Source organism: Mycobacterium sp. E342, from assembly GCF_001667665.1.
Taxonomy (GTDB): domain Bacteria; phylum Actinomycetota; class Actinomycetes; order Mycobacteriales; family Mycobacteriaceae; genus Mycobacterium.
Genome location: NZ_LZJM01000326.1, coordinates 24,983 through 40,290 on the forward strand (window position 1 = coordinate 24,983; position 15,308 = coordinate 40,290).

18 protein-coding genes are annotated in these 15,308 nt (G+C 68.7%); all 18 read right to left on the reverse strand.

Going from position 1 to position 15,308, the window contains the following annotated elements; all coding sequences use genetic code 11:
- Window position 1: 1 nt before the first annotated feature.
- Window positions 2-1,330, reverse strand: a complete 1,329-nt coding sequence (gene nuoF, locus A5692_RS26640) for an NADH-quinone oxidoreductase subunit NuoF (protein ID WP_068062286.1) — start codon at window positions 1,328-1,330, stop codon at window positions 2-4.
- Complete coding sequence (gene nuoE / locus A5692_RS26645; RefSeq protein WP_068062290.1) at window positions 1,327-2,085, reverse strand: NADH-quinone oxidoreductase subunit NuoE; 759 nt, start codon at window positions 2,083-2,085, stop codon at window positions 1,327-1,329. The genes nuoF and nuoE overlap by 4 nt, the downstream gene beginning before the upstream one ends.
- Window positions 2,082-3,419: an NADH dehydrogenase (quinone) subunit D gene (gene nuoD / locus A5692_RS26650; protein WP_068062293.1), complete on the reverse strand. Its 1,338-nt coding sequence runs from the start codon at window positions 3,417-3,419 to the stop codon at window positions 2,082-2,084. Before nuoD ends, nuoE begins: the two co-directional genes overlap by 4 nt.
- Window positions 3,419-4,144, reverse strand: coding sequence for an NADH-quinone oxidoreductase subunit C (locus A5692_RS26655; protein WP_068062296.1), 726 nt, complete (start codon window positions 4,142-4,144; stop codon window positions 3,419-3,421). Before A5692_RS26655 ends, nuoD begins: the two co-directional genes overlap by 1 nt.
- Window positions 4,141-4,695, reverse strand: coding sequence for an NADH-quinone oxidoreductase subunit B family protein (locus A5692_RS26660; protein WP_066989771.1), 555 nt, complete (start codon window positions 4,693-4,695; stop codon window positions 4,141-4,143). The genes A5692_RS26655 and A5692_RS26660 overlap by 4 nt, the downstream gene beginning before the upstream one ends.
- A gap of 7 nt (window positions 4,696-4,702) precedes the next feature.
- Window positions 4,703-5,080, reverse strand: coding sequence for an NADH-quinone oxidoreductase subunit A (locus tag A5692_RS26665; protein WP_068062299.1), 378 nt, complete (start codon window positions 5,078-5,080; stop codon window positions 4,703-4,705).
- A 272-nt stretch (window positions 5,081-5,352) separates the two neighbouring features.
- Window positions 5,353-5,766: a response regulator transcription factor gene (locus tag A5692_RS26670; protein WP_068062302.1), complete on the reverse strand. Its 414-nt coding sequence runs from the start codon at window positions 5,764-5,766 to the stop codon at window positions 5,353-5,355.
- 30 nt (window positions 5,767-5,796) lie between these two features.
- Window positions 5,797-6,333 carry a YceI family protein gene (locus tag A5692_RS26675; protein WP_068062351.1) on the reverse strand — a complete coding sequence of 179 codons (537 nt, stop codon included), beginning with the start codon at window positions 6,331-6,333 and terminating at the stop codon, window positions 5,797-5,799.
- A 33-nt stretch (window positions 6,334-6,366) separates the two neighbouring features.
- Window positions 6,367-6,756, reverse strand: coding sequence for a nuclear transport factor 2 family protein (locus A5692_RS26680; RefSeq protein WP_068062304.1), 390 nt, complete (start codon window positions 6,754-6,756; stop codon window positions 6,367-6,369).
- A 27-nt stretch (window positions 6,757-6,783) separates the two neighbouring features.
- On the reverse strand, window positions 6,784-7,131 hold the full coding sequence (locus tag A5692_RS26685; RefSeq protein WP_068062309.1) for a DUF6285 domain-containing protein: 348 nt from the start codon (window positions 7,129-7,131) through the stop codon (window positions 6,784-6,786).
- Window positions 7,128-8,117: a phosphotransferase family protein gene (locus A5692_RS26690; protein ID WP_068062312.1), complete on the reverse strand. Its 990-nt coding sequence runs from the start codon at window positions 8,115-8,117 to the stop codon at window positions 7,128-7,130. Before A5692_RS26690 ends, A5692_RS26685 begins: the two co-directional genes overlap by 4 nt.
- A complete protein-coding gene (locus tag A5692_RS26695; RefSeq protein ID WP_068062314.1) occupies window positions 8,114-9,349 on the reverse strand; it encodes an acyl-CoA dehydrogenase family protein in 1,236 nt (411 codons plus the stop codon). The genes A5692_RS26690 and A5692_RS26695 overlap by 4 nt, the downstream gene beginning before the upstream one ends.
- A 21-nt stretch (window positions 9,350-9,370) precedes the next feature.
- Entirely contained in the window at window positions 9,371-9,985 is a 615-nt protein-coding gene (locus A5692_RS26700; RefSeq protein ID WP_068062317.1) for a TetR/AcrR family transcriptional regulator, read from the reverse strand.
- Complete coding sequence (locus A5692_RS26705; RefSeq protein ID WP_068062320.1) at window positions 9,985-10,893, reverse strand: hydroxymethylglutaryl-CoA lyase; 909 nt, start codon at window positions 10,891-10,893, stop codon at window positions 9,985-9,987. Before A5692_RS26705 ends, A5692_RS26700 begins: the two co-directional genes overlap by 1 nt.
- Window positions 10,890-12,095: a CaiB/BaiF CoA-transferase family protein gene (locus A5692_RS26710; protein WP_068062324.1), complete on the reverse strand. Its 1,206-nt coding sequence runs from the start codon at window positions 12,093-12,095 to the stop codon at window positions 10,890-10,892. Before A5692_RS26710 ends, A5692_RS26705 begins: the two co-directional genes overlap by 4 nt.
- On the reverse strand, window positions 12,092-13,273 hold the full coding sequence (locus tag A5692_RS26715) for a S9 family peptidase (RefSeq protein WP_068062327.1): 1,182 nt from the start codon (window positions 13,271-13,273) through the stop codon (window positions 12,092-12,094). Before A5692_RS26715 ends, A5692_RS26710 begins: the two co-directional genes overlap by 4 nt.
- 2 nt (window positions 13,274-13,275) lie before the next feature.
- Window positions 13,276-14,367, reverse strand: coding sequence for a homogentisate 1,2-dioxygenase (locus tag A5692_RS26720; protein ID WP_068062329.1), 1,092 nt, complete (start codon window positions 14,365-14,367; stop codon window positions 13,276-13,278).
- A gap of 100 nt (window positions 14,368-14,467) precedes the next feature.
- On the reverse strand, window positions 14,468-15,308 hold an 841-nt coding region (locus A5692_RS26725), incomplete at its 5' end, for an NADPH:quinone oxidoreductase family protein (protein ID WP_068062332.1).

The following is a 15,308-nucleotide window of genomic DNA, read 5'->3' on the forward strand; positions in this document are numbered from 1 at the left end:
GTCATGCCTTTCCGTTCGGCGTGAGCATGGAGTCTCGGGGATCGAACGGGCACCCACCGTCTTCGACGTGAGCCACGTATTCGTCGCGGAAGTACTTGATCGACGACATCACCGGGCTGGCGGCCCCGTCTCCCAACGCGCAGAACGCCTTTCCCAGAATCGAATCCGAGATGTCCAACAGCTTGTCGATGTCCTCGTTGGTGCCCTTGCCGCTTTCCAGCCGCTCGTAGATCTGATCCAGCCAGAAGGTGCCCTCCCGGCAGGGCGTGCACTTGCCGCACGATTCGTGCTTGTAGAAGTACGTCCAGCGCTGCACCGCGCGCACCACGCAGGTGGTCTCGTCGAAGATCTCCAGCGCCTTGGTGCCCAGCATCGACCCGACCCCGCCGACACCCTCGTAGTCCAGCGGAACGTCGAGGTGCTCGTCGGTGAGCAGGGGGGTGGACGACCCGCCGGGCGTCCAGAACTTGAGCCGGTGCCCGGCCCGCACCCCGCCGGCGTAGGCCAGCAGCTCGCGCAGCGTGATACCCAGCGGGGCCTCGTACTGGCCGGGCCTGGCGACGTGCCCGGACAGCGAATACAGCGTGAAGCCAGGGGATTTCTCGCTGCCCATCGACCGGAACCACTCGACGCCGTTGAGGATGATGGACGGCACGCTGGCGATCGTCTCGACGTTGTTGATCACCGTCGGGCAGCCGTAGAGCCCGGCCACCGCGGGGAACGGCGGCCGCAACCGCGGCTGGCCGCGCCGGCCTTCCAGCGAATCGAGGAGCGCCGTTTCCTCGCCGCAGATGTACGCGCCGGCGCCCGCGTGCACCACCAGCTCCAGGTCGAAGCCGGAGCCGTTGATGTCGCGGCCCAGGTATCCGGCCGCGTAGGCCTCGGCCACCGCGTTCTGCAGGCGGCGCAGCACCGGCAACACTTCGCCGCGCACGTAGATGAACGCGTGGCTGGCCCGGATCGCATAGGCGGCGATGATGACGCCCTCGATCAGGACGTGCGGCGTCGCCAGCATCAGCGGAATGTCTTTGCACGTACCGGGTTCCGACTCGTCGGCGTTGACCACCAGGTAGTGCGGCTTGGCGGCCGCGCCGGTGTCACCCTGCGGGATGAACGACCACTTCGTCCCGGTTGAGAAGCCCGCGCCGCCGCGCCCCCGCAGCCCGGAGTCCTTGACGGTGGCGATCACGTCGTCGGGCGCCATGCCCAGCGCTTTCTTCATCGCCTCGTAGCCGTCGTGGCGCCGGTAGGTCTCCAACGTCCACGACTGCGGGTCGTCCCAGAATCGGCTGATGACCGGGGTCAGCGGCGTGGCCTGTGAGCTGGTCATGACCGGCTCGCCGGGGGAGTGGGGGCGGCCATGCCGTGCTCCTTCGCGACCTTCAGGCCCGCCAGGGTGGCCTCACCGGCGCCCCCCTGGCCCTGGTCGGGGCGCTGGTCGGGCAGGCCGGCCAGGATGCGCGACGTCTCGCGGAAGGCGCACAGCGGGGCGCCGCGGGTGGGCGGCTTGGGCTCCCCGGAGCGCAGCGAGTCGACGAGTTCGCGCGCCGACTCCGGCGTCTGGTTGTCGAAGAACTCCCAGTTGACCATCACCACCGGCGCGTAATCGCAGGCGGCGTTGCACTCGATGTGTTGCAGGGTGACCGAGCCGTCGGGGGTGGTCTCGTCGTTGCTGATACCGAGGTGTTCCTTGAGGGTGTCGAAGATGGCGTCGCCGCCCATGACGGCGCACAGCGTGTTGGTGCACACCCCGACCAGGTATTCGCCGGTGGGTCCCCGGCGATACATCGTGTAGAAGCTCGCCACCGCGGACACCTCGGCGCCGGTCAAACCCAGCTGCTCGCCGCAGAATTCGAGCCCGGCCGGGGTGAGGTAGGAGTCCTCGGCCTGCACCAGGTGCAGCAACGGCAGCAGCGCCGAACGCTTGTTGGGGTAGCGGCCCATGATCTCCTTGGCGTCCACCTCGAGCCGCGCCCGCACCTCCGGCGAATACGTCTGCGGCGCACCCTCGGTGACGAACGCATTGGGTTCCTCGGGCGGCGGCCCGAGCCGGACGAAGACCGGCTGGCCTTGCGGGCCGGTCACCGGTCCACCCCGCCCATGACCGGGTCGATGCTGGCGACCGCGGTGATCAGGTCGGCCACCATGCCGCCCTCGCACATCGCGGCCACGGACTGCAGGTTCGTGAACGACGGGTCGCGGTAGTGCACCCGGTAGGGGCGGGTACCGCCGTCGCTCACCATGTGCACGCCAAGCTCACCGCGCGGCGACTCCACCGCGGTGTACACCTGGCCCGCGGGAACCCTGATGCCCTCGGTGACCAGCTTGAAGTGGTGGATCAAGGCTTCCATCGAGCCGCCCATGATCTTGGCGATGTGTTCCGGCGAGTTCCCCATGCCGTCCGGGCCCACCTTCAAGTCGGCCGGCCAGGCGATCTTGCGGTCGGAGACCATGATCGGGCCCGGCTTCAGCTTGTCCAGACACTGCTCGACGATCTTGATCGACTCCCACATCTCGTTGACGCGAATCATGTAGCGCCCGTAAGCATCACACGTGTCGGCGGTCATCACGTCGAATTCGTAGTTTTCATATCCGCAGTACGGTTCGCTCTTGCGCAGATCGTGGGGCAACCCGGTGGCGCGCAGGATGGGACCGGTGATGCCCAGCGCCATGCAGCCGGTCAGATCGAGGTAACCGATGTCCTGGGTGCGGGCCTTCCAGATGGCGTTTTCGTTGAGCAGATCGCCCATTTCGCGCAACACCTCGCGCAGCGGCTCGAGGGCTTCGGCGATGTCGTTCTCCGCGCCCGGCGGCAGGTCCTGCGCGACGCCCCCCGGCCGGATGTAGGCGCTGTTCATCCGCAACCCGGAGATCTTCTCGAACAGGGTCAGGACGATCTCGCGGCCGCGGAACCCGACGAACATCGGCGTCATGGCGCCCAGTTCCATGCCGCCGGTGGCCAGTGCGACCAGATGCGACGAGATCCGGTTGAGCTCCATCATCATCACCCGGATGACGTTGACCCGCTCCGGTATCTGGTCGGTGATGCCGAGCAGTTTCTCCACGCCCAGGCAGTACGCGGTCTCGTTGAAAAACGGTGACAGGTAATCCATTCGGGTGACGAAGGTGACGCCCTGGGTCCAGTACCGATATTCCAGGTTCTTCTCGATCCCGGTGTGCAGGTAGCCGATTCCGCAGCGCACCTCGGTGACCGTTTCGCCCTCGATCTCGAGGATCAGCCGCAGCACCCCGTGGGTGGACGGGTGCTGGGGACCCATGTTGACGACGATCCGCTCGCCGGGGTCGGCTTTGCGGGCGGCGTCGACGATCTGGTCCCAGTCCTGGCCGCCGGCGACCAACACGGTCTCAGGCCCTTCCGAGGCGCCGCCGTTGTGCGTCGAGTCGGTGATTGTGCTCATCAGTTGTACGCTCTCCGCTCGTCGGGCGGGGGTATCTGCGCTCCCTTGTACTCCACCGGGATGCCGCCCAGAGGATAGTCCTTGCGCTGCGGGTGGCCATGCCAGTCGTCGGGCATCTCGATGCGGGTCAGCGACGGGTGTCCGTCGAAGATGATGCCGAAGAAGTCGTAGGTTTCGCGCTCGTGCCAGTCGCACGTCGGGTAGACGCTGAACAGCGACGGGATGTGCGGATCACCTTCCGGGACAGCCACTTCCAGCCGGACGCGGCGGTTGTGGGTGATCGACTGCAGCGGGTACACCGCGTGCAGTTCGCGCCCCGTCTCGTTGGGGTAGTGCACCCCGCTCACGCCCAGGCACATCTCGAACCGCAGCTCGGGTTCGTCGCGGAGGCGCTGGGCGACGGCCACCAGCTTCTCGCGGCGAACGTCCAGCGTCAGTTCGTCGCGGTAAACCACGACTTTCTCTACCGCGTCGGAGAATTCGACACCGCTGCCCTGCAGCGCCCCGGCCAACCGGTCCACCACGTCGTCGAAGTAGCCGCCGTAGGGCCGGGGGCTGCTGCCCGGGAGGGTGATCGGCCGCACGAGCCGTCCGTAGCCGGTGGTGTCGCCGGAATCGGAGATGCCGAACATGCCGCGCCGCACGCCGATCACCTCGCCGTCGGCGCGGGGCGGGCCCCCGCCTTCGGTTGCCGCTTCCTTCGGGTCGTGGTCCGGCGAGCTCATCGCAGCAGCCCGCGCATCTCGATCGTGGGCCGGGCCGACAGCGCCGCCTGCTCGGCTTCGGCGATGGCGGTCTCCCGGTTGACGCCCAGCGGCATCTCTTGAATCTTCTCGTGCAGCTTGAGGATTGCGTACAGCAACATCTCCGGCCGGGGCGGGCAGCCGGGCAGGTAGATGTCCACCGGGACCACGTGGTCCACGCCCTGCACGATCGCGTAGTTGTTGAACATGCCGCCGGACGAGGCGCAGACGCCCATGGCGAGCACCCACTTGGGTTCGGCCATCTGGTCGTAGATCTGCCGCAGCACCGGCGCCATCTTCTGGCTCACCCGCCCGGCCACGATCATCAGGTCGGCCTGCCGCGGCGTCGCCGAGAACCGCTCCATGCCGAACCGCGCGATGTCGAATCTTGGCCCGGCGGTTGCCATCATCTCGATGGCGCAGCAGGCCAGCCCGAACGTCGCCGGCCACAAGGAGTTCTTGCGGACATAGCCGGCCACCTTCTCGACCGTCGACAGCAGAATCCCACCGGGCAGCTGTTCCTCGAGACCCACGTCTACCTCAATCCCACGTCAGGCCGCCGCGGCGCCACACATAGGCGTACGCCACGAAAACCGTGAGCATGAACACCACCATCTCGACCAACGCGAACGTTCCCAGCGCGTCATAACTGACCGCCCAGGGATACAAGAACACGATTTCGATGTCGAAGACGATAAAAAGCATTGCGGTCAGGTAATACTTCACCGGGAACCGCTGGCCGGGCGTGGCATGCGGGCCACTGACCGCCGTTGCGGTGGGCTCGATGCCGCATTCGTAGGGCGCCATCTTCGACTTGTTGTAGCGCGACGGGCCGGCCAGGCTCGCGATCACCACCGAACCCACGGCGAAGGCCGCCGCGATCGCTCCGAGCACCAGGATGGGTATGTAGACGTTCAACTCGCTCCAAGATCTCCTCGTACGGGTCGCCGGTGCGGCGGCCGGGCGGGGGGCCGGGCTGCTGTGACGTACCCGGGCTGCGGGCAATCACAGTGACCTTCACAACATAGCGTCGTGAAGGCGGGTGTGTTTTGTCGGGGTGGGGGTATTCGTCTCGTTTTTGTGTCGCCGCAACCGGGCGGCTCGGCGCCGCGGGCGTCGCGCATCGCGACCGCGCAGGCTTCGCGGCCGCCGGTGGGCCGGCGGTCGCGGTATCTACGCAGGTGAAAGCGCTAGCGGGTGGGGGTGCGGAGCAGTCCGAGCACCGTGCGGCCCAGCACGATCGGATCGATGGGATGCGGCACGGCGGCCTCGGCCCGCGACCAGTTCGCCAGCCACGCGTCGTCGGGGCGGCCGGTGAGCACCAGGATCGGTGGGCACGTCGCGAGTTCGTCCTTGAGTTGCTTGGCGATTCCCATGCCCCCGGTGGGCGTGGCCTCCCCGTCCAGGATGGCCAAGTCGATGCCGCCCTCGTCCATCTGCCGCACCACCATCGGCGCGGTCGCCACCTCGACGTAGGTCAGCTCGGGCAGGTCCGGATGCAGATGCCTGCCCAACGCCCGTATCACTTGTTCGCGGGTTCTGGCGTTATCGCTGTAGACCAGGATCCGCAGGGCGACGCTGGATTCGGGGGTGGAGTCCGACACGGTGCAGATGCTACTGGTGTCGCACCGGCTTCACTGGGCAGCCCGCGTGAAGACGGCTTCGGCCGCCGCGGTGGCCGTCTTGCCGATCATGCCGAGCCGGTTCCAGCCCAGGTCGAACTGGGTGCGGTCGATCTTGGCCTCCGCCGCGATCCGGATCGACCCGTCGTCGAGCTCGGTGATCGTCGCGGGCAGGGGCAGCGGCGCGGTGACGCCTTTGATGGTGAAGGCGGCCCGCAGCTCGGCGGCCTTGCCTTTGGTCGGCTGCACCCCGGTGACGACGACGCTGATCTCACCGAAGCGCTCGACGTCGAAGAAGTCGGCCGAGCGCAGGTGCCTGTCGCGGCGGCCGATCCCGGTGTCCAGGGAGGCGGCGCGGATGTCGAGGCGGCCGAAAACCGCGCCCTTTCCCGTCAGTTGGCCGTCACCGCTGAACTCGGTGAACCGGCCCTTGACGCGCAGCAGGCCCCACATGTTGGCGATCTTGAAGGTGATGGCGGACCGGTCCGGGACGAGGTTCCACACGCCGGCCAGGTCGGGATCGTTCAGCAGTGTTTCCAGAGTCGTCATCGTCACCCCCATCTCTCGTGGCGAATCTAGCGCCTAGTCCAGCAACGGCGCGATCTCGGCGGGGTCGAAGTACTCGTCGATCCGCTCCAGCCGGCCGTCGCCGCCCACCCTGATCACGATGCAGACCCGCATCGAGATCGATTGGCCGGCACGGCCGGTGGCGTGCAGGAGGTGCTGCTGGACGAAGCCACCGTCGAAGAACCTCCGGTCGAGAACCTCGTAGTGGCGCTCGGTGGTCGCGGAGATGAACCAGTCAATGACCCGCAGCGCGCGGGCCTTGCCGTCATCGCGGCGGGCGCCGACGCGCCAGACCGCGATGTCGTCGCTCCACATCCGCTCCACCGCCGCGAAGTCACCCTCCTCGATCGCCGCGAACAGGCGATCGGCCGCGTCGGCGACGAGTTCCGTGCTCACAGCGGACATGACCTCGCTCCTCTCCTGATGGCCCGGCTATTCGCTGTCGCCGGTGTCGTATCCGGGGTGGGCGGCCGCCACCCGGCGCCGCACCAGCGTGCGCAGGCAGGCGGTGACCTCCCGGGCCCGGTCGTCCAGCTCGCCCGCCCGTATCGCGGCGGCCAGCTCCTCCTCGTCGGCGAACCCCAGGTCGGCCAGGGCGGCGAGGGACTCGGCCTCGCTCTCGTCGAGCAGTTCGCGCTCGACGATGCGCAGCGCGTTGGCGGCCACCCGCGCGTGGAAGTTGACTTGCCCGCTGGTCGCCGCCCGCACGTCGGTCTCCAAGAATTCGGCCACCGCGGCCACCAGCTCGGCCGCGAGCGGGCGGCCGTACGGGCCGATCACTCCGGGACCTCTTCGAGGAGGTCGAGCAGGTCCCACTCGGTCTCGCACACGCGGCGACCGATCGCGGCCAGCTCCACCGAGCGGAACTGGCCGGTCAGATGCCGCTCCGCCTGGTAGCGGCAGATGACGCCCCAACGCAGCGTGGCCAGCACCAGCCACCAGTGAAACGCCACCCGGTCGACGCTAGTCCCGCCGGCCTGCTCGTAGGAGCGGAGGAAGCTCTCGATGCTGCCAAGCCCGCCGGCGCCGAGGCTGGCGGGGGCGCCGAAGCGCCAGGCCCGGATGCAGAACCAGGCGAGGTCGTCGCACGGGTCGCCGCGGTGCACCAGCTCCCAGTCGAGGACCGCGGCCAGGCGGGCGCCGTCGACGATGAGGTTGCCCATCCGGTAGTCGCCGTGCACCAGAACGTCCGCCGACAGCTCCGGACGGCGGGCCTCGAGCCAGCGAAACGCCCATTCGAAGGTGGCGGTGGTGTCATCCATCGCGTCGAGCCGCTCGCGCCACTGCGTAAGCGGGTCCTCGTGGGCCAGACCGGGGATGCGCGGGTCGGCGCGGTGGATGGCCGCCAAGGCGCGCGCGCACTCCCGCATCAGCTCCGCGCGGGCCGCCTGGCCGCCCGCGGCGTCGAGCTGACGCTGAATCCGCCGGACGATGGTCTCGCCGGCGATGTGGTCGCAGATCAGATACGGATTGCCCAGTGCGGCAGGCGAATCGTCGGCGACCAGGACGTGGGGGACCGGTGCGCCGGCGGCGGCCGCGGCGGCCTGGGCGCGCGCCTCCAGCTCCATGCCAGCGTGCATGTCGTCGGGCGCGCCGATGCGCAGGATCAGCGCCCGGCTCCGGTCACCGGTGACGGCGTCGAACGCCCACGTGGAGCGGCTCGCGCCGCCGGTCAGGGCGCGCAGGTTCTCCACCGCGACGTCGGCGCCCAGGACGGGCGTCAGTTCGGCGGCGAGTCGAGAGGCCAGCTCCTCGTTCGGCGTCACTTGCCAAATTTAAACAGCCGCTGCGCCACCCGGCGAATCTGGATCTCCTCGGCGCCCTCGGTGATCCGGTAGCGACGGTGGTGCCGATAGATGTGCTCGAACGGCTCGTGCCGGCTGTAGCCCAGGCCACCGAAAATCTGCATGGCCCGGTCCGCGGCGTCACAGACGAGCCGGTTGGCGCGGTAGTTGGCCATCGACACCTTGTCCGAGACCTCCATGTGGTGGTCCCGGTCCAGGTGCCAGGCGGCGTAGGCCACCAGCAGCCGCACCATCTGGGCCTCGGTCTGCAATTCGGCCAGCGGCCACTGCACGGCCTGATTGACCGACAGCGGCTTGCCGAAGACGGTCCGCTGACCGGCGTATTCGGCGGCGCGGTCGATGCAGTACTGGGCCGCGCCCAGGCTACTGGCCGCCTGCCGAATCCTGTTCTCGTGCAGGAACGTTTGCGCGACCTCCAGGCCGCGGTCCACCTCGCCGAGCGCCGCGTCGGCGGGCACCCGGACGTCGGTGAGCCGGACTTCGCCGTGATCGGTCGGCATGTTGAAGGTCCACCAGTAGTAGGGGACGTCGAACCCGGGCGCGTCCGTCGGCACCAGGAACGCCGTGATGCCCCGCGCCTGCCCCGGCTCACCGGACGTGCGGGCGAACACCAGGTCATGGGTGGCGCGGTGGACGCCGGTGTTGAATCGCTTGGCGCCGTTGATCACCCAGCCGTCTCCGTCGGCCTGCGCCCGCGTCTCCAGCCATGTGGCGTCCGAGCCGTGCTCCGGCTCGGTCAGGCCGAACGCCATGGAGCGCTCCCCGGTGATCAGCGCTTCGGACCACAGCCGTCGCTGCTCGGAGGTGCCGAAGCGCTCCATCATGATCACCTGTGGAAAATTTCCGACGATCGAGGACTCGTTCTGCAGGTCGTTGTGCAGGCCAAGGCCCTTGTGCGCCAGGTGTTCCCGGATGACAGCCATGTCGACATTGGTGCCGTCCCGGCCACCCAGGGCGGCCGGGAGCCCGTAGCGCAGCCAACCCGCCTCATCGGCGCGCCTGCGCATCTCGGCGAGCAGATCCTCCCACTCGCGCGTGGGAATGCCGTCGTTGTCCCAGTCGGTGCGGGCGTGTTCGCGGCGCTTGTCGAAGAACTGGATGTGCTCACGTTCCAGTGGTTTGATCTCCGCCTCGATGAACTCGTCCATCTCGGCGAGCAGGCCCGGAAGATGTTCGGGGAGCGTGAAATCCACAGTTGTCTCCTTCGGAAAGGCTCAAGCGCCGTAGAGAGTTTTCTTCCAGATCGTCGACAGGGTGGCGATGGCGTCCTTGTCGCTGATCTTGATGCCCAGGTTGGACGGCCCGACGAACACGGTGGTGAAGTTCTCGAACAGCAGGGCGATGGCCGCCGCGGTGTGTTGCGGGTCGAGCTCGGTCCCGTAGCCCTGCTCCTGGGCACGGCACACCGAGGCGGCGACGATGTCCATGCCGAAGCGGCGGAATTCGTTCTGCACGGCCGCGAATCGGCGCTGGGTGGCGGCCAGCTGCGCCACGGCGATCATGATGCCGATGTTCTGCTTGAACATGTTCCAGTACCCGGTGACCACCGAGGTGAAGAAGGCGTCGTCGTCGGGCGATTCCGGTAGCTCGACGCTCAACCCGGACGGTGTCACGACGTCGTGCAGGAACGACTCCGCCAGGGCGGCGAGCAGATCCTCCTTGTCGGCGAAATACCGGTAGAACACCGCGGGCGACTTGCCCGCCGCCGAGGTGATGTCGGCCAGTGTCGTACCGTGGAAACCGCGCTCGGCGAACAGTTTCCGCGCGGCCTGCTCGATGGCCTGCCTGGTCTGGCGGCCCTTGGCGGTCGGAGCATCCTGAGCGGGCATCAGGTGCGCATCCGGTCGCCGGCGCGCAGCAGTGCGCTCGGCAGATCGTGGCCGACAACGGATCTCGCGACGTCGGCCGCGGCGATGACGGCCTGCAGGTCGACGTCGACGTCGACGCCGCTGTCGCGCAGCAGGTACACCAGGTCCTCGGTGGCGATGTTGCCGGTGGCTCCCGGCGCGAACGGGCAGCCGCCCAGCCCGCCGACCGAGGCGTCCAGCCGGGTCACCCCGGAGGTGACCGCGGCGTAGGCGCTGGCCAGCCCGGAGCCGCGGGTGTTGTGGAAGTGACCGCCCAGCGGCAGATCGCCGATCACCGGACGCAGTTGCGCGATCAGCGAACTCACGCGTCCGGGGGTGGCGGTGCCGATCGTGTCGGCGATAGAGAGGCGGTCGACGCCGCGGTCGCGGGCGGCCGCGGCGATGTCGAGCACCCGCTGCGGCGGGGTGGGGCCTTCGAACGGTGAGTCCCACGCGGTCGCGATCACCACCTCGACGGTGACAGGAAAGCTGGAGGGGCCGTCGTGCGCGATGGCGACGATCTCGTCGATCTGCTGGGTGGCCTCGGCGCTGGTCCGCCCGACGTTCGCCTGGCTGAACGTGTCGTCGGCGGCGACCACGTACTCGATCGAGCGCAGCCCCGCCGCGACGGCCCGCTTGGCTCCGTTCGGGCTGGCGACCAGGGCGGAGAACTCGATGTCGGGGTAGTCGTGCAGGTGGGCGGCGAGTTCGGCGGCGTCGGCCATCGACGGCACCTTCGACGGCGAGACGAACGCGGTGGCCTCCACCTCGCGCACCCCGGTCGCGGCGATCGCGGCCAGCAGTTCGAGCTTGGCCGACAAGGGAATCGGCGTTTCGATCTGCAGGCCGTCGCGCAGCGCCACCTCGCGGATGTCGACGTGGGCGTTCACAGCACCTCCTCGGCCCGTAACTCCTCGAGCTCGTCGGCGGTCTTGCCCAGCAGCCCGATGTAGACGTCCTCGTTGTGCTGGCCGGGGCGCGGGGGCCCGGCGCTGCGCACGCGCCCCGGGGTTTCCGAGAGCACCGGCACGATGCCCGGCCCAAGAACGTTGCGCCCGACCCTCTCGTCGAAGTGTTCGACCAGCATGCCGCGGGCCCGCAGCTGCGGGTCGTTGACGACCTCCGCGACCGTGTTGATCGGCCCGGCGATCACCCCTGCGGCGCTGAGGGTTTCGATGATGTCGCCGGGCTGGCGTTCCGCGGCCCACGCACCGATGATCTCGTCGAGTTCGTCCTGGTTGCGGCCGCGGGCGACGTGCGTGGCGAACCGGTCGTCGGTGGCCAGCTCGGGGCGGCCCATCGCCTTGCACAGCCGAGCGAACACGGTGTCCTGGTTGGCGGCGATCACCACCCACGAGCCGTCGGCGCTGCGGTAGATGTTGGACGGCGCGATGCCCTCCAGCCGGGTGCCCGACGGTCCGCGCACCACGCCGCCCACGTCGTAGTCCGGGATGGTGGATTCCTGTACCGCCAAACAGGATTCGGTCAGCGCGACGTCCACCACCTGACCGCGCCCCGTGATGCCGCGGCGGTACAGCGCGGCCAGCGCGCCCTGGGCGCCGAACATTCCGGCCAGGGTGTCGCCGAGCGACAGCGCCAGCCGGGGCGGCGGGCCGCCGGGGAAGCCGTTGAGGTACCGCAGTCCACTGGCGGCCTCGGCCACCGAGGCGTAGCCGGCCTTGTGGGCGTCGGGCCCGGTCTGCCCATAGCCGGACACCCGAACCAGGATGATGCCCGGATTGCGGTCGCTGAGCACGTCGTAACCGAGGTCCCATTTCTCCAGCGTGCCGGGGCGGAAGTTCTCCACGACGATGTCGGACTTCTCGACGAGGTCACAGAACAGCTCGCGGCCGCGCGGGCGGCGCAGGTCGAGCGTGATCGCCCTCTTGTTGCGCGCGTGCACCGTCCAGAAGACGTGCTCCCCATCGACTTCGGCCTGGCCCCAGGTGCGCAGAGGGTCCGGGGCGCCCGGGGGTTCCACCTTGATGACGTCGGCGCCCATGTCGCCCAGCAGCCGGCCGGCGAAGGGGCCGGCGATCAACGTGCCGAGTTCGAGCACCCGGATACCGTCCAGCGGCCCGGTGGGCGTCACTGCGCCCCCGCGAAGTCGTGGCGGACCAGCCAATCGGTAACGATGTCGACCGCCGCGCGCAGCTTGTCGCGCTGGTCGGGGCCCGCGTAATAGTGGGTGGCGCCGGGGATTTCGTGCATCTCCTTGTCATGGTGGCCGATCGCGTCGAAGAGCCGCCGGGTGTGGCTGGGCGTGCAGGCGTCGTCGGCCAGGTTACCGATCACCAGTGCCGGGATCGCCATGTCGGCCCCGCAGGCCACGCCGTCGCCACGGGCGTCGTCGTAGCTCCATTGCGAGAGCCAGCCGCGCAACGTGGAGAAGCGCGCCAGCCCGACCGGGCTCATGTTCACCACCTGAGGATCCCCCAGGTAGCAGGTCCCCGGGGTGCGTTCGTTGGGATCCACGGTCGGGTCCAGCCACCGCGGGTCGGCCATGGTGCCGTGCACCACGAAACAGAACTCGTCGTCCGGACGTCCCGCGGCCTTCAACTCGGCGAGCTTGCCCTTGACCCACGCGGTGATGCGCCGGTTGCGTTCGACCTGGGCGCTGCGATACCGGCCCAGGAATTCCTGGGTGTAGGGCGGCTGGTTCGGGTTCTCCGGGTTGTACAGGTCCAGCTCGGGATCACGCTTGGTGGGGTCGGATTCGTCGAGGATCGACGCATCCAGCCATTCGGTCAGCGTGCCGTGCCTGCTGATGTGCGCCGCCAGCAGCATGATGCCGTCGGCGGGGGTGAGGTCCAGGGCGGTGAGGTCGGGGCCGTCGCCCGAGGGGCTCGACGTGAGGGTCGGGTGCTGGGCCTGCTGCTGGTAGAACACCGACAACGAGCCGCCGCCACTCCACCCCGCCAGCACCACCTTCTGATAGCCCAGCCGCTTCTTGGCGTCCTTGATGCACTCGCCGAGGTCCTCGACCACCTTCTCCATCAATAGCGCGGAGTCGGTGCCGCGGAACCGGCTGTTGCAGTAGATGACATGGTGGCCGGCCCGGGCCAGCGCGTTGATCATGGGCAGGTACGCGCCGCCGCCGATCGGGTGCATGAACACCAGCACGGTGTCTGACGGCCTGTCTGTCGGCCTGAGTAGGTAGCTCTCCAGCACGGTGATCTCAGCCAGGCCGCCGTACACGTCGCGGACGCCGGAATTGTTCTGGAAGGCAACGAGATAGGGAATGCGCTCGTATTCGTGGCGGGTTGTCATGGTCAGTGTTGTCCTAGGTCGTGCGCCAGCACCTCGGCCGACGGGGTCAGTCGCCGGCGGGTGTCGACGGCGATCACTTGCCAATCGACGCGGGAGTAGTCGTCGAACTTGCGGCGCGCCCGTTCCCGCGCCTTCTCCGGTGCGCCGTGGTGAACGCCTTGCGGCGCATGGGAAATCAGGCCGGGCGGCATCGGGATGCCGTAGAGCGAGCCGCCGTGGAAGAAGGCGATCTCGTCGTAGTCGACATTGCGGTGATACCACGGCGTGCGCTCGGTGCCCGGGACACCTTCGGCCGGCTTCGGCAGGAAGTTCATCACGTAGACCCCGGTGGCCTGCATGAACAGGTGCACCGTCGGGGGCAGGTGGACGCTGTCGGACGTGACGACGTTGTAGTCGGCGATGTTGAAGGTGAACGCGAAGTTGTCGCCGCGCCAGCCCTCGACGTCGAGCGGATTGTGTTGGTAGAAAAGCGTTGTGGGGCCGCCCTCGTGGACGAGCCGGACCTCGTATTCGTCCCGTCCGTCGTCATCGATGGGCACCGGGTCGGGGATGGTGGCCTGCGAAGGGTCGAACGGGAAGTGGCGGCCCAGCGGCCCGGGCGGTGGCACTCGGAACTCGTCGGTCGCCTCGACCATGAGCAGCGTCGTCTCGCCATCCGGTACCTGGCGCCAGGTGCACGCCTTCGGCAGGTAGACCCAGTCGCCCTCGGAGTAGCGCAGCGGGCCGAACTCGGTTTCGAGCAGACCCGCGCCCCGGTGCACGAAGCACAGCAGGTCGCCGTCGACATGGCGGGTGTAGAACGGCATCGGCTCGTGGCGGCGGCTCAACAGGATTCGGCAGTCGGCGTTGCTGAACATCAGCAGGGGACCGCCGCGGGCGTCGGTGGCGTCGCCGGGCTCGAGCTGGTCCGCGAGCACGTCGACGGGGCGCAGCGGGCCGACCGACCGGTACGCGGTCGGGTCGTGGCGGCGGTAGAGGTTCGCGGTGCGGCCGGTGAATCCGCCCCGGCCCAGCTCGTCGTCCTTGAGCCCGTCGAGATCGGCGTGCAGGCGCCGCGGTGTCATGCCTCTGCGCAGGTGGACGAAGGATTCCATGGCTGACTCCCGGCTCGGGCGACTGGGACAAAACTGAAAGTGACATTACTTTTTGTTTTCGGCCCGCACAAGGGGGTCGCCGATCAACGGTCCCATCGCGTCAGTCGCGGACCCGCACCACGACCTTCCCCTTGGCGGTGCGGTTCTCCAGGGATGCCACCGCGGCGGCGGCCTCTTCCAGGGGGTAGACCTCCGGGGTGGGGGCGGCCAGCCGGCCCGAGCTGAGCAACTCCTCGAGTCCGGCCCACTGCTCGGCCAGCGCGTTCGGATGCGTCGCGGTCCACGCCCCCCAACCCACGCCCACCACATCAATGTTGTTGAGCAGCAACCGGTTCACCTTGACCGTCGGGATGTCCCCGCCGGTGAAGCCGACCACCAGCAGCCGACCGCCCGGGGCGAGCGAGCGCAGCGAATCGGTGAACCGGTCACCGCCGACCGGGTCGAGTACGATGTCCACGCCGCGCCCGCCGGTCAGCTCCTTGACCGCGTCTTTGAACCCGTCGGCCAACACCACATCGGTGGCGCCGGCGGCGCTCGCGACGTCGGCCTTGGCTTCGGTGCTGACGACCGCGATCGTGCGCGACGCCCCGAGCAGCCCCGCCAGCCGCAGCGTCGACGTCCCGATGCCGCCCGCGGCACCGTGCACCAGCACCGTCTCACCCTGGGCCAGCCGTCCGCGCACCGTCAGGGCGAAGTACACCGTGAGGTCGTTGAACAGCAGGCCGGCGCCCGCCTCGAAGCTCACGTTGTCGGGAAGCTTGAACACCCGGTCGGGCTGCAGGATGGCGACCTCGGCCATGCCGCCGGACAGCATCGTCAGCCCAACGACCCGGTCGCCGGCCGAAACATGGGCGCCCTCCGGCGCCGAGCGCACCACGCCGGCGATCTCCGCTCCCAGCACGAACGGCGGTTCGGGCCGGTATTGATAGAGGCCCCGGGTC